The 15,101-nt window shown below is 66.3% G+C and carries 16 protein-coding genes; 13 read left to right on the top strand and 3 right to left on the bottom strand.

Annotated features, from left to right (window positions below; genetic code table 11):
- The 6 genes from D769_RS32395 to D769_RS18070 all read left to right on the top strand — a co-directional run.
- A partial coding sequence (locus tag D769_RS32395) for a hypothetical protein (RefSeq protein WP_008647867.1) occupies positions 1-252 on the top strand: 252 nt, incomplete at its 5' end.
- 76 nt (positions 253-328) lie between these two features.
- The gene (locus D769_RS18090) at positions 329-778 is read left to right on the top strand and encodes a hypothetical protein (protein WP_008647865.1); all 450 of its coding nucleotides are present in this window, start codon (positions 329-331) and stop codon (positions 776-778) included.
- A 263-nt stretch (positions 779-1,041) separates the two neighbouring features.
- Positions 1,042-3,612 (top strand): type IV secretion system DNA-binding domain-containing protein, encoded by a 2,571-nt coding sequence (locus tag D769_RS18085; RefSeq protein ID WP_008647862.1) that lies wholly within the window; start codon positions 1,042-1,044, stop codon positions 3,610-3,612.
- Positions 3,613-3,701: 89 nt separating this feature from the next.
- Positions 3,702-4,070, top strand: coding sequence for a hypothetical protein (locus D769_RS18080; protein WP_008647859.1), 369 nt, complete (start codon positions 3,702-3,704; stop codon positions 4,068-4,070).
- A 133-nt stretch (positions 4,071-4,203) separates the two neighbouring features.
- Positions 4,204-7,587, top strand: a complete 3,384-nt coding sequence (gene mobF / locus D769_RS18075) for a MobF family relaxase (protein WP_008647858.1) — start codon at positions 4,204-4,206, stop codon at positions 7,585-7,587.
- A 196-nt stretch (positions 7,588-7,783) separates the two neighbouring features.
- Positions 7,784-8,689, top strand: coding sequence for a hypothetical protein (locus tag D769_RS18070; protein ID WP_008647856.1), 906 nt, complete (start codon positions 7,784-7,786; stop codon positions 8,687-8,689).
- Between the two features lie 71 nt (positions 8,690-8,760).
- Here the strand turns inward: D769_RS18070 and D769_RS18065 are convergent, their stop codons facing one another.
- Positions 8,761-9,201, bottom strand: coding sequence for a hypothetical protein (locus D769_RS18065; RefSeq protein ID WP_152415020.1), 441 nt, complete (start codon positions 9,199-9,201; stop codon positions 8,761-8,763).
- A 10-nt stretch (positions 9,202-9,211) separates the two neighbouring features.
- Entirely contained in the window at positions 9,212-9,919 is a 708-nt protein-coding gene (parA, locus tag D769_RS18060; protein WP_008647854.1) for a ParA family partition ATPase, read from the bottom strand.
- A 389-nt stretch (positions 9,920-10,308) separates the two neighbouring features.
- On the opposite strand from parA, the gene D769_RS31660 reads away from it, so the two are divergent.
- Positions 10,309-10,815 (top strand): hypothetical protein, encoded by a 507-nt coding sequence (locus D769_RS31660; RefSeq protein WP_008647853.1) that lies wholly within the window; start codon positions 10,309-10,311, stop codon positions 10,813-10,815.
- A 58-nt stretch (positions 10,816-10,873) separates the two neighbouring features.
- Here the strand turns inward: D769_RS31660 and D769_RS18050 are convergent, their stop codons facing one another.
- Positions 10,874-11,305: a hypothetical protein gene (locus tag D769_RS18050; RefSeq protein ID WP_008647852.1), complete on the bottom strand. Its 432-nt coding sequence runs from the start codon at positions 11,303-11,305 to the stop codon at positions 10,874-10,876.
- A gap of 503 nt (positions 11,306-11,808) precedes the next feature.
- Between D769_RS18050 and D769_RS18045 the strand changes: the two genes are divergently transcribed.
- From D769_RS18045 to D769_RS18020, 6 genes are all read left to right on the top strand, one after another.
- Positions 11,809-12,201, top strand: a complete 393-nt coding sequence (locus tag D769_RS18045; RefSeq protein ID WP_008647851.1) for a hypothetical protein — start codon at positions 11,809-11,811, stop codon at positions 12,199-12,201.
- 21 nt (positions 12,202-12,222) lie between these two features.
- Complete coding sequence (locus D769_RS18040) at positions 12,223-12,975, top strand: hypothetical protein (RefSeq protein ID WP_008647850.1); 753 nt, start codon at positions 12,223-12,225, stop codon at positions 12,973-12,975.
- A gap of 55 nt (positions 12,976-13,030) precedes the next feature.
- A complete protein-coding gene (locus D769_RS18035) occupies positions 13,031-13,285 on the top strand; it encodes a hypothetical protein (RefSeq protein ID WP_008647848.1) in 255 nt (84 codons plus the stop codon).
- 574 nt (positions 13,286-13,859) lie between these two features.
- Positions 13,860-14,363, top strand: coding sequence for a hypothetical protein (locus D769_RS18030; protein WP_008647847.1), 504 nt, complete (start codon positions 13,860-13,862; stop codon positions 14,361-14,363).
- A gap of 56 nt (positions 14,364-14,419) precedes the next feature.
- Positions 14,420-14,599 (top strand): hypothetical protein, encoded by a 180-nt coding sequence (locus D769_RS18025; protein WP_040011113.1) that lies wholly within the window; start codon positions 14,420-14,422, stop codon positions 14,597-14,599.
- A gap of 63 nt (positions 14,600-14,662) precedes the next feature.
- A complete protein-coding gene (locus D769_RS18020) occupies positions 14,663-14,965 on the top strand; it encodes a hypothetical protein (RefSeq protein ID WP_008647840.1) in 303 nt (100 codons plus the stop codon).
- The last annotated feature ends 136 nt before the right edge of the window (positions 14,966-15,101 follow it).

The raw sequence follows: 15,101 nt of genomic DNA, 5'->3' as shown, positions 1-15,101 counted from the left end.
GTCGGGGCGGTGCAGAACGTCCGGCCGGCGGTCCAGCCCGATCCGTTCGACGAACCCGGCACCCCGTCCGTGGCCAGCCTCCGGGCGGCTCGTGCGGCAGCGGCGCCGTCCGTTTCGGTGGAATCGCCCCGTGCCCTGGCACCTGCTATGGTGAAGAAGCCGAGTTGGTACGCCGGGGTGGGATCGCGGGACGACCAGGACATTCAGCGGATCATTTCCGAGCTGGACGACCCGGTCGTCGGCAACGACTGACCACCCACCGGCAGGGCGCGCGCTCCCGCGTCCTGCCGGTTCGACACGGGAGCGTACCTGTACAGGAGGTGTTGCGATGAGCATGTGGAAGAGCAGCGAGCAGGAGGGGCTGTCCGAAGTGCCGACGGAGGGGGAGAGCCCGTCGGTGGTTGAGCTGGAGCACGACCTGGCGGCGCAACTGGGCACGTTGCCGGAGGGGGACCGGAAGGCCACCGCGTCGTTGCTGCTGAACGCCATTCGGACCCGGTCGACGGTCGTGCGGATGCGGGCCTTTGTCGCGATGGGCAAGGAGCACTGGATGGGCCACGACGACCACGTGCGGATCTCGCGGGCGCGGTGGCGCTACTGGTCGTTGCCGCGCGACGTGGTGGGGCACGACGACGAACCGATGACCGTTCAAGACGTGCCTGAACCGTCCGATCGCCAGGCGGAGGAAAGCTGGGCCCACCTGCTGGTGCGGTGCTACGCGCTCCCGATGGGGGTGATCGTACTGGTGGCGACCCTCGGCTACCTCGCGCTCCGCTGATCCCGCCTTGGTACGGCTGAATCCGTGCCAGGGCACACATCCATCCCGTGACACCCCCCAACCCCATCCCGGCGCGGGGGCCGGTTTCAAAACCCGGCTGACGCCCGTTCCCGGCGACCGATGCTTGGCTTGGCCCGGGCCCAATGGGCGTCAGCGGGATCGCCCGGTCCCGACCGGGTGGGGTTTCACCGCGGCGGGCGTAACTTGCGTAACGCTCCACGGCGGCTACCCTGGATCTTCCCATACGGCAGGAGGACCAGGGCATGGCCAAGATCGTTCACTGGGCGGCGTTCAAGCCGCCGGCCAACCTGGCACCCGACCAGCCGTACCGTTTGATCGGCAGCGCCGTGGTGGGCGGTGCGGTCATCGGGACCGTGGCCTGGGCCGTGGCCATGGGGGTGGAGTGGTGGGTCGCCAGCAAGACCGGCGCGCTCGGCGGGGTCAGCCACATGCCCCTGTCCAAGCACGCGCTCTACTGGTTTGAAACGTTCCTCCACCGCGAGATGCGCAACCGTCCGTTCGCCGACAACGTGGCGGCTTACCAGTACGGGCTGGATCAGATGAACTGGTGGCTGATCAGAGGCAAGGCCGCCCTGGCGACGGTGCCCGGCGTCGGGGTCGGCGCGTACATCACGGCGAAGATGAACCGCTTGTACTGCAACAGCCGGCACCTGTCAGGCATGCAGTTCCACGACGGCAAGGACGCGGAGAAGCTCGCCGAGCAGGCGGTGCTCGAACTGAACGGCGACCAGCCCCCGTTCCTCCCGCTGCACCCGGGCCTGACCTGGCTCAGCCAACAGGCTTGGAGCACGTCCGCGATCATCATGGGCGCGGCCGGCGCCGGTAAGAGCGCGATCCTGGCCCACCTCACGTACGAGGCGATGGTCCAGAACGTCTTCATGGTCCTCATGGACGCCAAGGGCACGCAGTCCCATGTGATCCAGACGATCAACAAGAAGCTCGGGCGCTCGTCGGAGAACGTGGCGACCATCAGCCCGTTCTCCGACCGCGATGCGGCCTGGGACATCGGGCGAGACCTCGTGCGGGAGGAAGACGCCACCGTGTTCGCCAACGCGTACGTGCCGGCGTCGAAGGACCCAATGTGGTCCGAGGGCGCGCGGGGCATCCTGCGGGCCATCGTGTTGGCGCTGATCGTCGAGTACCGCGAGGCGTGCGCCCGTGCGGAAGAGCTGGGCGTCGAGAGGCCTAAGCCTTGGCACTGGGGCCACCTTTCGTTCCGAATCATGTCGGCGATGAAGGACATCTACGCCTGGGCGGCGGAGCACGACCCGGGGACCGCCCAGCTCATCGCCGACTACGAGAAGAGCAACACGGTGAAGAGCTTCGAGGTCACGTTCCGCACGTTCTGCCAGGACATCCACAAGCTGGGCAAGGCGTGGGGCGAACCGGCGGAAGGTCAGCCGAAGCGCCGTCGCGTGTCGCTGCGGTTGTTCGTCGACCGGGTGGATCGCAAGGGCCGCAAGGGCGTGCACCAGATCGTCCTGCGCAACAACCTGGAATACAAGTCCCTGACCAAAGGCTACCTGCTGGCGATGCACGCGTTCCTGACGGCGAAGATGCTCAGCCTGAACGACAACCCGACGGACGGCACCGGCCGCACGCTCCTGTTCATGGAGGACGAGTTCACCAGCCAGGGCAAGAAGGAGTCGATTTTCGACGCGCTCGAACTGGGACGATCGAAGGGCATGGTCCATGTGATCGCGGTGCAGACCGAGGACGCCTTGATCGAGCTGTACGGTCAGGAGGGCCGGGGCCGGATCTCGGGCAACACCACGATCAAAATCTTGGGGCGGGCAGCAGCGCCGGAGATGGGCGTGCAGATGGCCGCCAACTTCCCGAAGCGCACGGTGCAGGTCACGCACCCGGGGCGTCCTGCGGCGAAGGGCCAGCCGGAGACCCCCACCACCTACGAGAGCGTCGAGGTGCCGGTGATCCGTCCGGAGGTTCTGTCGTCCACCCGGGACATGGGCAAGCAGCGCGCGTCCTGGCTGGGCAGGCGCCCGGCCGGCATCAAGGCGGTGGTGCGGATCGGCGCGGACCTCTACCACCTGTTGTGGCCGTTCATCGAGAAGGACAAGATGCCGTCGGCGTCGGACGCGAGCACGCCCCCGTTGGCCGCCTGGCTGGTGGGTGGGAAGGTGGCGGCGTTGAGCGACTACAAGCCGATGGTCCAGGTCGAGAAGCTCAAGGCGGACCGCGACGCGGCAGCAGCAGCGACCGCCGAGATTCCGCCCGCCACCACGAGCACCGCCCCCGGTGGTGTGGACCTCGACGCAATGCTCGAGGGAAGCATGGCCACCCAGGGCGAGCGCGGCCCCGAACTCACGGGACCGAGCGACCCTGGTTCGACCACCACCCTGGCCGACCGCCCGCTATCCGCGATGGAGCTGTACGAGCTGGAAATGCAGCGCAAGAAGGAGACGGTGGTGGAGACCGTGGAGGTGGACGTCGACCGCGACAGCGAGGAATACCAGCACGCCATGGTCGACGCCGCGAACCTGCAGCGGGAGCAGGAACGCCGCGGCGACTGGCACGACCCGGGCGAGACGGACGAGTCGGCCTCTCTCCTGCTCGAAGCGGTCGCGGGCCAGGTGGCGGAGGCGGTGATCCCCGGTGGGCACCTGGTCCTGGAAGGCTTGAAGCTCGCCGAGGGCGCGCAGGGCCCGGCGAAAAACGTGGAGAACGTGATCGACAACCAGACCGGCGAGGTCCGCACGGTGACGGTGGTCGTGCCGAAGAAGCAGATCACCACCGTTCGGCAGGTGTCGGTGCGCACGCAGGCCCAGGAGAACGAGCCCGAGCGCTCGCTCTGAGGCGGGTCGAAAAATCCCCGGGTGCGGGGTTGACGCGCCTGGGAGACCCGCTAGGTTTGGGTACATCCCAACCACCGACGGAGGCGACCATGGCCACCTGGCATCTCATCAACCTGTTCCTGCTGAGCGTCGTCCTGCTGCTCAGCGTGGCGAGCCTCGTGGTCGAGTTCAACCCGAACCAGGAGTACGGGGTCGATACCGACGACGTGCAGCGCATCGTCAGCATTGCGGCGTGCAGCGTGGTCATGGCCTGGTTCAGCCACGGGTGGTGGCAAGCCCCGGTGTCCGTGGCCCTCCTGGTCATCGCATTCTTCACCTACGCATTTCTGGAGAGCGACGTTCGGGGGATGCGGGACCGGAAGAAGCGCGTGGCCGAGGCGTGGGCCAAGATCTGCGCCGATCGGGAAACTAGCGAACGCGCTGCGGCGCACCCGGACGAGGCGACCGAGATCGACTGAACCATCGGGCGCGGGGCCGCCCGTGGGGGCGCTTGACGCCCTCATTTTCGTCAGTAGCCTGGATCCGAACCCGACGGCTCGGGTGTTCGATTCATCTGTGCCAGGGCACAGCATCAATATATTAGGAGGGGCCATGTTTTCGTCGACGTCGCTGAGCCCGAAGGGCCATGACAAGAACGGTAACAACATCATCAACTACTTCATGGCGAAGGAGGCGGTCTACTACATCACCGCGGACGGCAAGGAAAAAAACCAGACCGCCTGGTTCGGAAAGGGGACTGAAGCGCTCGGTCTCACCGGCCACGTGGACAAGGACATTCTGCTGAACCTCCTGAACGGCAAGCTCCCGGACGGTACGAAGGGGGTACAGAACAGCAGCAAGCGCGGGCGCCGGGCGGCGACCGACTTCACGGCGACCGCGGAGAAAACGGTCTCCATGCTGATGGCGGATCCGACCAACTCGCCGGAAAAACGTGAGGCGATCGTCGAGGCCCATCAAGAATCGGCTCGGGCGGCCATGCGGTTTGTCGAATCCGAGATCTACACCCGCATCGGACAGGGCGGCAAGGTGGTTGTCCGCGACGTGGGCATGATCGCGGCCGAGGTGACCCACTTCACCAACCGGGATCTGGACCCGAACCTGCACACCCATTTCATCATCATGAACATGGTTCATTGGAAGGATGAACGCGGTGTGCAGCACATCACCACGCTCGAACAGAGCACGCTGCTGGCGATCAAGCACGCGGCGGGAGCGGTGTACCGCAACGAGCTGGCCCATCGGATGCAGGATCTGGGTTTCCAGATCAACAAGCACCTCCAGCTCGACGCGAAGGGCCGCGAAACTGGCGATGTGTTCTACCGCATCGCCGGCATCGACGAAGAAAGCCGCAACGCGCACAGCAAGCGTCGCATGGCGATCCTTCAGTACATGGAGGAGCACCCTGAGGTCACCGAGGACCAGGCCGCCGAGCGCACCCGCAAGGACAAGGACGAACCGTCCATCCAGGAACTTCGGGAAATCTGGAAGCAGGAGTTTGACGAGCGCCGGCAGCGGAACCCGAACGCCTACCAGTCCGTTGACGCTTTGCTGGCGCCCAGCGTGGTGTCGAACCTGGGCCACAAGGACCTGGAACCCGTGAAGGGCCAGGAGAAGCAGCAGGACATGACCCCGAAGTCGGACGACGAGATCCTCAAGACCGTCCACGTGGCGTCCTCCCTGTTCACCCGCTACGAGCTGATGAAGCAGGTCGCGTTCGAATACGTGGGCCGGCTGGACATGCGCGGCGTGATCGAGAAGACCGACGCCATCCTGGACGACGTGAAGCGCGTTCTGGCGTTTGAGCACGACCCGAAGACCGGCGTGGCGCGGTACGCCTCCCAAGCCATGGTGGATCTGGAGGCTGGGATCATCAAGAAGGCCGCAGCGCGTGCGGACGAGCAGTCGATCCGCCTGACCAAGGAGCAGGTCGACGCCGGCCTGGCGAAGTTTCAGCAGAAGAACCCCCACCTCAAGCTCAACGCCGAGCAGGAGGGCAGCGTCCGCTACATCTGCTCGGACACCGGTGGCAACGCGATCATCTCGGGCCGCGCGGGCACGGGCAAGACCACGTCCTTCATCGCCACGAAGATCACGTGGGAGGAGGCCGGGGGCAAGCTCATTGGCGTGTCCGAATCCTGGAAGGCGGCCAAGAAGCTGCAAAGCGAGAGCGGGGTGGAGAGCTACTCGACCCGCACGACCCTGCACCGGATCAAGAACGGCAAGCTCCCGCTGGACAGCAAGACCATGCTGATCATCGACGAGGCGGGCATGCAGACCTCTCAGAGCATCGCGGAAATGCAGGACTTGTGCGACAAGGCCGGGGCCAAGCTGGTGCTCATGGGCGACCACCTGCAGTTGCAGCCGGTGGGCGCCGGGTCGGGCTTCCGGATCATGCAGGCGCGGATTAAGGACCACGCGCTGAAGGAGATCCGCCGTCAGCGCGAGGAGCGCGACCGGGTGACGGCCAACATGCTGTACGACGAGCGCGATGGCCAGAAGATTTTCGAACGCTACCTGGCCAATGGCCACATCCGCACGGCGGAGACCGAGCCCGAGGCGCGGGCCCTGCTGGTGCGCGACTACTTCAAGACCGAGGGCCTGGGCGAGCCCGAAACCGTCAAGCTCATGGTGGGCGGTGAGCTGCGCGACGTGGACATGTCCGTGCGCGACAAGCTGGTGTTCATGGCGGGGGACAAGACCCTGGGCATCCACGCCAACGACACCGGCGTGGTGAAGGCCATGGAGCTGAACGAGAACGGTGAGGGGTACCTGATCGAGGTGGAGGTCACGCCCGCCGATCTGACGCAGAAGAAGCACACGGTGTCGATCGACACCACCCAGTTCAACGAGTTCAATCGGGACTACGCGCAGACGTTGGTGATCTGCGGGACCAACCGTGAGGTACAGCAGGTGAACGAAGACATCCGGCAGGGATTCAAGGAGCGGGGGCTCCTGGGCGAGGACCATCGCGTACGGCTGATCGTCAACGACGAGTGGCGTCAGGTGATGCTGGCCACCGGGGATAAGGTGGTGTTCAGCGAAAAGCACGACGACCTCGGCGTGTCGAACGGCGAAGGCGGGATCATCACGCAGCTCCGCAAGTCCGACGATGGGGCCAGCCACCTCATCACCGTTCGTCTGGTTAGCGAAATCGCTGAGCAGAACGGCCGGTACGTCTCGTTCGACACCAAGGACATGCCCGACCTGGAGCTGGCGTACGCCGGCACCGTCCACAAATCCCAGGGCCAGTCGATTCCGAAGACCATGCACTACGTGGGTCCGGGCGGTTTGCACATGGTCAACAACCAGTCGGCGCTGGTGGCGATGACCCGGATGAAGGACGAGTACGGCATGTATGGCGTCGATGAGGACCTGCTAGGCACCATCGACGAGGACGGCACCCGCCGCGGCGGGATCGCAGAGGCCCTGACCGAGCAGGCCCTGAACGTCACCACGATGGACGTGAAGCAGATCACCCGCGAGGAAGCGAAGGAAATCCGGCCGCAGCAGCGTGGGGCATCCCGTCGCCTCGAACAGATCAAGATCCCCGCTCACCTAGAGGCCGAGCTGGCCACGTCCCGGACCGAGGAACGCGAGGCGCTGAAGGCACGCGGGATCGCCCAGGCGGCGGAAAGCGAGGAAGCGTCGCGTCGTCGTCTGGGCGGCGACCCGCAGCACGCGGCGGACCTGAGTGTCCGTGCTGCGGTGAACGAGCGCGAGGCGACGGCCACCCAGGCGCAGAGCGGGTTCGTGGCGTCCATGACCCAGCTCAACGCCCGCAAGGCGGCGGCACGGGCTGCGTACGAGGCACGGCAGAAGGCGGAGGCCCAGGCGGTCGCGAAGCGCGCAGCGGAACAGGCGGCGACGCGTGCGCTCCCGCCGACGCCGGCGCAGGAGCAGCAGCGCAAGCTGGAAGCGGAACGCAGCCTGCGCCGGGAGCGGGATTACGAATACGAATACGGGCGTTCCCGCTGATCGTTCGACCTACGCAAAAGGCCCGGGAGACCGGGCCTTCTCAGTACACCCATTTCATCAATGCCCTTTGATGACCTCGGCAGAGAGGTTGTGCGGTTAAACTTGGCCCAGCGTTAGGCATCCCGCGATGCGGGCACACCGACCAGATGCACATGAACGATGTACCGTAAGGCGCAGGGGCGCCAAGGGGAATGCGTTGATCACCATCAATACCGACAAGCAGCTCATTCGAGTCGACACTTGGGACGCGATCCTCGAGCGCGCTGGCTTCACCAACGATCTCGATCCGAAACAGCACGAGCTGAAAGCGATCATCGGGCGGTATGCCTTTCGGGACAAGCTCAGATGCGGGCTTTCGAGCTGCCACACGCCCCACAACCGCGGCTACATCGTGGTGACGAAAAGCGGGCTCGAGACGAACATCGGCAAGGATTGCGGCAAAACACACTTCGGGGTGGATTTCAACGACATGTCCCGGCAGTTCGAGAGGGACGTAACCGAGAAGGAAAACCGGGAAACCCTCTGGAGCTTCCATTTCCGCCTGGACGAGCTGGCGCAGACGATCGAAGGGATTCGGAAAGGTGATCGAGGAGCGGACTGGCTATATAAGCGCTCCCGCCCTTTGGTCGAACTCAACCGGGGGTGTCCGGCGGACATCGTCCGCCGGGTGGGCGACATGATCAAAACAGGTAGCACCTTGGTCGTGGTCCCTAGGGAAGCCACGAAAGCGGAGATCGATGCGGAGGAGGCTCGCACGGGCCGCCGGGTGCCCAGGCCACACTACATCGACGAGCCCGTTGGCCAGCTCGGGCATTTGGACGCTCTGTATCGCGAAAACGACGTTCGAGAGATCCTCGTGCTCGACCTGGAAACCCACTGCAAGGAGTTGTCCGACCTGGACATCGACCTCATGACGTATGAGCAGTTGTCGAAATGGGTCAAGTGGAGCGGTACGGTCGAGGAGAAGATCCAGCGCGCACAGAACGCCGTGGAGTCCGGCCGTCAGTTGCTGACCAAACGCAACTTGTCCTGTTTATCCGGCATTCTCACGGACCCTGCCGACGTCGACGCATTCTCCCAATACTTGGAAACGCTCGACTGAGCTTTCTGATCTGCGCGGTCAAAATGCACGGCCCGTTTTCGCGGGCCTTTGTCGTACAGGGGCGGTGCGCGTCAGCGTCGGCGTGCGCTGGCTATCAGCCGCTCGATCAGCCCCACGGTCACGTCGGTGAGGCGGTGCCCGTCGGCGCTAACCTTGGCCTTCACCTGGCGGTACAGCGGCGTGGGCAGGTCCAGGCTCAACCGTTCCCGGTCCTCGGTGGGCGCGACCGAGGGCACGGTGACGGCCACCGTCCCGGCGAGCCAGTCCTCCAGCAGCCCGCGAAACAGCGTCGTGAGCGTGGACCCCGACGCCTCCGCCCGGGCTTCCACGAACCGCTTGTGCGCGATCGGCAGGCGCACGTGGAACCGGGTGCTCCCCGCGGCGTTGTTCCCCTTGCGTTCCGCCTCGGGGGTGCGGACCAGGCGCAGCGCGGGCGGGGGCACCACCACGGCTGGCTTCTCGTCCTGGGCCTTGCGGGCGCTGGGGCGTTGAAACGAAAGCGTCGTTTTCACAGGCACCCCCTCACGCCGCGGCCAGACCGGCGCGGTCGGTGCCATGGCACGTCGCCAGCATCGCCAGGACCTCGCGCGCCACACCGCGCATTTCGGCCTGGGCCTGCGCGTCCGAGTGCTGGAAGACCGTGACGCCGTTGGCCGCCGCTTCCACGTAGCTCTTGCGGGCGTGCATCACCGTGTCCAGCACCGGGATCCCCGTTTCCTGCAAGGCTTCCCGGGTCAGGCGGGCCAGGCGCGAGCGCGGCGACGCTTGGGTGATCAGGAACGCGGCCTTCGTGCGCCCGTCGGTGATGTCCATGCGGGTGCGCACCAGGTCGACCAGCTTGGCGTTGGCCCACATGTCGAACGCCGACGGCTGGATGGGCAGCAGCACGAAATCGGCGGCACGCACGGCGGCGATCGTCGCCGGGTTCGAGGCCTCGATCCCCGGGCAGTCGAACACCCGCAGGTCGCGCGGCTCGCGCACGGTGGCCAGGAACTGGTCGAGCGTGGGGCGCGGGCAGGCCAGCACCGGAAACGGACGGGCACCGTCGCCGGCGGCCTCGTGCCATTCGCTCGCGGACATCTGGGGGTCCAGGTCGAAAAGCTGCGCGTCGAATCCGGTGCCCAGCTCCACGCCCAGCTCCTGGGCGATGGCGTCCGGCAGGTTCACGCACGTGGTGGTCTTGCTAGTACCGCCCTTGGTGCTGCATGCAACGATGGTCATCGGTTTCATGAGGGTGTCCTTGTTCTTGGGTGTGCCGTGGCACGGCGTAACCGAAACGGAACCGTGCAGTGGCACGGATGAGTCGCATGTAACCACGGGTACGGATATGATGTCAACATGTGCCGTGGCACAGCCTAACATGTCCTAGAACCCTTGAGGGACAAGGGATTGACGGAAATGGCGGGTCCGCGTCGCGTGTACGTGAGCGGGAACCCGTGGGTACGCGATGATGGCCGAAGGCGGAGGGATCGGGTGGTGTCCGAGGTTTTGACGCCACGCGACGGTGAGACCGTCATCGTTACGTTTGCAAAAACGGATTTGTGTGCAATCCTGGAAAAACAGTAGGCCCCTGGGCCAGCTCAACCACCTACCCAAACCATCTGTTGGAGGTATTTGATATGTCGCGTCTTTCGTTGTCGCGTGTGTTTGTTCTTCCCCCGGACAAGGGGCTCGTGGACCTGAACGGTTGGACCCTCGACCAGTGGGACCGGTACGGATTCACCGGCTGGGACGACGGCTGCGCGTCGTACTTCCTGACCCTGCACCCGAGAAACCGGGACATGCCGGCCTGGTCGTTCGGCGATCGGGCGGCGGAGTTCGGCTCGCCCTGGGTCCTGCAACAGGTCCTGCGGGTGCTGTTCAACGTCGACCAGGTTGGCGTGGACGCGGGCTGGTTCGCGTTCAAGCCGGGCATGGCCGAGCGCCTGGCCCAGGATCGGGACACCTACTTTGACCGGCACCCGGTGGCGGAGAACGCCCGGGAGGCGGCGGACGACCTGATCCGCTCGTTCCACGAGGAGGACGCGTCGTTCCAGCCGTACGCGGCACCGCATCCGCTGGACGAGGCGTGGCTGCTGGCCCACGCCTTGGTGGAACCGGCACCGCGCGAGGCGGTCCCGGCATGACAGCGCGTCGGGAGGAGGGCGCACCAAGAAAAAAAGCGGGCCACGGCCCGCTTTGTCGTTACTGGTGCTCGGCGTTCCAGCGCTGGATCAGCGCGGACGTGACCTCGATCATCGAGCAATCGAGCTTCACGCATTGCAGCTTGAAGCGCTTGTACACCTTTTCCGGCAGGTCCGCCACGAACCGCACGCCCACCTTGGCGTTGTTCGGTTTGGGCTGACGGCCCGGCCAGTCGTCGCGCGGCGTCTTGAAGTCCGGCAGCTCGACCACCTCAAGCTCGAACGCCCCGGACAGCCACCGCTCGACCTCCCGGGTGAACGTCTCGGTCATCTGCAGACCGTTCTGCGCCGTCAGGTGCGCGAACGCATCCTTGTCCTTTTTCCACATGTAGCCGTGGACGCGCTTCACGGGGATGGGCTGACCCCGCGGTGCACGGGTCCGCTTGACAGCCCCCTCGTCGGCCAGGTCCATCGCTTCCGTTGTCGTCGCCATCCCTTGAAATCCCGTTGGTGCTGAAAGCCCGAGCTTCTCAAGATTCGCGGGACGACGCAAGCACTTCTTACGTGCCGTGGCACCCCTTGGGCACGCGCAAGCACCGACAACAGCAGGGCGGGACCAGCCGGGCCCCTGGTGGGTTCCCGGTGGTCTGGATCCGTGCCACAGCACGGGCAGACCCTACCCCGAACGGCTGACCCCCGAACGGCTCAACGTCCCGCGGCGTTGCTCGCCGCGCCGTGCCGGTCTTCCCCCGTGGGCGCGTGGTCCACACCTTTCCGTGGTCGCTGCCCGGTCCGCCTTGAACCGACGTCTAGCCCAACACCGTGCCCCTGGTGGGGCAAGGCACCGCTGCGCTCGTCGTCCTCTCCCGGTCCTTCCCTCCTGGTGGTCGGTCATGCGTGCGGCATCCGGCGACGGCCTGGCCCCGTGTCCCGGCAGGGCTTGTTCGACGTCAGGCGGCTCCAGACAGCAGAAACCCACGGAAAGGACGAACAGCCATGACCACGACGAACCCACAGACCGGCACGAACAGCGCAAACCGCGACGGTTCCTTCGCCTCCCAGGCTCACCAAACAGCAGGTGTCACGGCAACGGCGCAACCGTTCAAGAACGAGTGCTACGCCACCGAGGTGATCGACGGCACCCCCGAGCGTTTCGACGCCATCGAGATTCAGGGCGTCCGTGAGGAGATCGACCTGATCGACCCGGCGAAGAGCTGCTGCGAGGTGGACAACCAGAACCCGCAGTTTTTCTCGGTCTACCTGCACGAGGTGGAGGGCGGCGTGGCGTGCGTGGCGGACCTTGCGACCCACGAGCTGGCCGTGGCCTACGCCGAGCAACTGGCCGGCCGCTACGACTGGGCGATCTACGACTACTACCTGACCCACTGACCACATTCGAGGACCACGACCATGACGACCACCACCATCTCCGCCATCTCCCCGACCCGTGGCTGGGTTTTCGACGGCGAGGTGCGCGAGCTGACGATCGACGGTCACGCCTACCGTTTCCGGGTCAACGTCGAGAACGACGACGACAAGGGCGCCCCGTGGGACGAGGAGGACGGCCACGGCCCGGTGAGCGACTGGACCACGCGCGACAAGCGCCCGGGCGAGTGGGTCCTTTCGAGCGATCACGGCAGCAAGCGGTTCTACGACGTGGCCGAGGCCAACCGGATCGCGAAGCGTGAGGGCTGGGGCTTGTCCGAGGCGCAGCGTCAGGCGTTGATCGCCCGGCTGGCGAAGGACCGCGTGGTGCGCCGCCCCGTTGGCAAGGCGACCGTGTCCCACCGTTTCGGCGGGCTGATGCAAGAGCACCGCCGCGCGACGGAGACCGTGACGGTCCCCGGGCGTGACCCGAGCAAACCCCTCACCGAGGGCGAGGTGCGTGCCGAGGCGGTGCGTCTGGACTTCGAGCACCTGCGCCGCTGGGCCGCAGACCAGTGGAACTGGGTGGGCGTGGTCGTGACGCTGCTGGGCGACGACGAGGACCTGGACGGCCTCGTGGCGAACGACTACGGGCACGCGTTGTGGGGCATCGAAAGCGACGGCGACGCGTACCTCGAGGGCGTGGCCATCGAGCTGATGACCGAGGCCGCCACCGAGGCGCACCGCGAAACCTTGGAAGCGGCGCACTGGGCGTCGCGCGACGTGCAGACCCACTGATTCACCCGGATGCGTGCCACGGCACGGGTCCACCCATCCAACAACGGAGAACACGATGGCACGCAAGAACGCCCGCACCGCCCGGACCCAAGCTCTGATCGACGGGTTCCGGGGCAACGACAACGAGTTTTCGATGCTGAAGGGCGTGCTTTGCATGGCCCACGGCTGGAGCTACCCCGACACCCAGCGGCTGGGCACGCTGATCGACAGCGCGCTGATCGCGCAGCGGATGGACGAGATCAACAACGAGGCCCGGGCCCGCATGCTCGCCGAGCTGGACGCGATGAAGCAGGGCGGGCAGAAGGCCTGACGACGGGCGCCCCGCGGTGCGGGGCTGCTGAACGGCGCGGGCAGGCGATTCGGCCACGGATCGCTATCGACGCCACTCCGGTGCTGCATACGCTCAACCGCCGGAGCCCGCGGAACCCAGGGGCGGCCGGGCCGGCCTGATGAAGCGGAACGGCGGCGCTCGAACCGTCCAGCGCGGAGGGCCGCTTCGAGCGGTGGGGCGAAGCATCCGGTCGGTGCTCCGCTGACGTCAACGACCAACCGCTGGGCCATGCAGCGCCCAGCAGCGCCGTGCCAGGGCACGTCGGCGGTGGTGTCAAACGTGGCGCGGTGATCCCTGGGCTCAGGGTGTTGAAAACGTCCGTTGCTCCCCGGTCCGCCTTTCTCCGACGCATAGGTCAGCCTGTCCACCTGGTAGGGCAAGGGTGCTGAGCAGCGTTGCCACGTCCTCTCCCGTTCCCCTTTCTCCCTCCGGTCGTGCGGCGCGTGCGGCATCCGGTCGTGCCCTGGCCCTGGTGGCCTGGCCGTCCTGGTTATGCGTCAAGGCGGCTCCGAAGAGCAAACGAACTCAACCCACCCTGAGAAGGAGAAACACCATGGCTCACCTTACCGACACCACCGCTACCAACGCACAAGCCACCCCGCGCCGTTCCTCGCGCCCCAAGGCTTCCAAAGAGCAAGTTTCCAACGTCAACACCCAGGAGCAGACCATGACGACCAGCACCGCAGCAGCACCGGCAGCAGACACGACCTTCGCCGACGTGGCGGACGCCACCGCAGGCACGACCGGCACCCCGGGTACGAGCGCTCCCGAAGCGCAACCGGCGGCAGCACCGAAGGCGAGCACCACCGACGGCTACGTCAAGGTCCGCGTGTTCGTCCTGGCGACGACGCAGGACGGCACCCCCGAGTTCTTCACGGCGATGGTCGGCACGACCGCCGACGAGATCGCGGCGAAGAAGCACCACGGCAAGGCCGCCCGCAAGGCCGCGAACGAGGGCTACAAGTGGCCCATGACCGTGTTCGACGAGAACAGCACCGCTGCGCGTCAACTGGAAGTCATGGCCGGTCGCCAACGCGACGCGACGGCCCGCGCGTAAGGCGCCCCCGGCGGGGTGGTGACACCCCGCTGGACCTGTCCACCGAGGAGACCGCGATGACCCGGAACGACTACAAGAAGGGCCGCCGACTGCTGCGCGACAACGGCCGGTACGCGCTGCGCTGGCTCCCGGCCGACGTGGCGGCGGTGATGGACTGCCTGATGTGCACGATGCCCCGTGATCCGCTGGCGGACCGGGCGTTCGTGAAGGACTACGACCGCCGGCTGGCGGGATGACCAACACGGGACTGGACCCGCACGCTACGGTTTGCCGGGTCGCACCACCCAACGGAGAGAACGATGGGCCACCTGACAATGAAATACGCGCCGGTCGAACGCGTGGCGGCGGTGGTGCGCCGCACCGGTTGCACCGAGCAGCAGGCGATCGCCGAGCTGATCGCCGAGGAGGGCGGCGTCGACGACGCGGTGCTGAACCTGAACGGCGCTGCCCGCACCACGGGCGACGACCTGCGACTGCTCCCCCGGGCTGACTGGCAGACCCAGGCGCGCGGGACCAACGACGCCGAATACGAGATCTATCGGACGAACGCGGAATCGTTGGGGTGGCGCGTGAAGTCTTACGACGAGTGGCTGGACAGCTAACGCCAGGCCGTGCGCAGGCACGGCCCGTCCCGTCCCCGCACGCTACGGTTTGACGGGGGCGGAAGCACGACCCGGCAGGGCGACCGGCCGCTACCAGGCCCCGGTGCCGGTGGGCCCTGGCAGCGGGGGAGCGGAA

Source organism: Cupriavidus sp. HMR-1 (genome assembly GCF_000319775.1).
Taxonomy (GTDB): Bacteria; Pseudomonadota; Gammaproteobacteria; order Burkholderiales; family Burkholderiaceae; genus Cupriavidus; species Cupriavidus metallidurans.
The sequence above is the reverse complement of the archived record's forward strand: the minus strand, read 5'-3'. Positions and strand labels throughout refer to the sequence as shown.

What these genes read in the sequence shown, in the direction of transcription:
- D769_RS18090 (WP_008647865.1), top strand. Translation starts at nt 329, where the DNA reads ATGAGCATGTGGAAGAGCAGCGAGCAGGAGGGGCTGTCCGAAGTGCCG.
- D769_RS18085 (WP_008647862.1), top strand. Translation starts at nt 1,042, where the DNA reads ATGGCCAAGATCGTTCACTGGGCGGCGTTCAAGCCGCCGGCCAACCTG.
- D769_RS18080 (WP_008647859.1), top strand. Translation starts at nt 3,702, where the DNA reads ATGGCCACCTGGCATCTCATCAACCTGTTCCTGCTGAGCGTCGTCCTG.
- mobF (WP_008647858.1), top strand. Translation starts at nt 4,204, where the DNA reads ATGTTTTCGTCGACGTCGCTGAGCCCGAAGGGCCATGACAAGAACGGT.
- parA (WP_008647854.1), bottom strand. Translation starts at nt 9,919, where the DNA reads ATGAAACCGATGACCATCGTTGCATGCAGCACCAAGGGCGGTACTAGC.
- D769_RS31660 (WP_008647853.1), top strand. Translation starts at nt 10,309, where the DNA reads ATGTCGCGTCTTTCGTTGTCGCGTGTGTTTGTTCTTCCCCCGGACAAG.
- D769_RS18050 (WP_008647852.1), bottom strand. Translation starts at nt 11,305, where the DNA reads ATGGCGACGACAACGGAAGCGATGGACCTGGCCGACGAGGGGGCTGTC.
- D769_RS18045 (WP_008647851.1), top strand. Translation starts at nt 11,809, where the DNA reads ATGACCACGACGAACCCACAGACCGGCACGAACAGCGCAAACCGCGAC.
- D769_RS18040 (WP_008647850.1), top strand. Translation starts at nt 12,223, where the DNA reads ATGACGACCACCACCATCTCCGCCATCTCCCCGACCCGTGGCTGGGTT.
- D769_RS18035 (WP_008647848.1), top strand. Translation starts at nt 13,031, where the DNA reads ATGGCACGCAAGAACGCCCGCACCGCCCGGACCCAAGCTCTGATCGAC.
- D769_RS18030 (WP_008647847.1), top strand. Translation starts at nt 13,860, where the DNA reads ATGGCTCACCTTACCGACACCACCGCTACCAACGCACAAGCCACCCCG.
- D769_RS18025 (WP_040011113.1), top strand. Translation starts at nt 14,420, where the DNA reads ATGACCCGGAACGACTACAAGAAGGGCCGCCGACTGCTGCGCGACAAC.
- D769_RS18020 (WP_008647840.1), top strand. Translation starts at nt 14,663, where the DNA reads ATGGGCCACCTGACAATGAAATACGCGCCGGTCGAACGCGTGGCGGCG.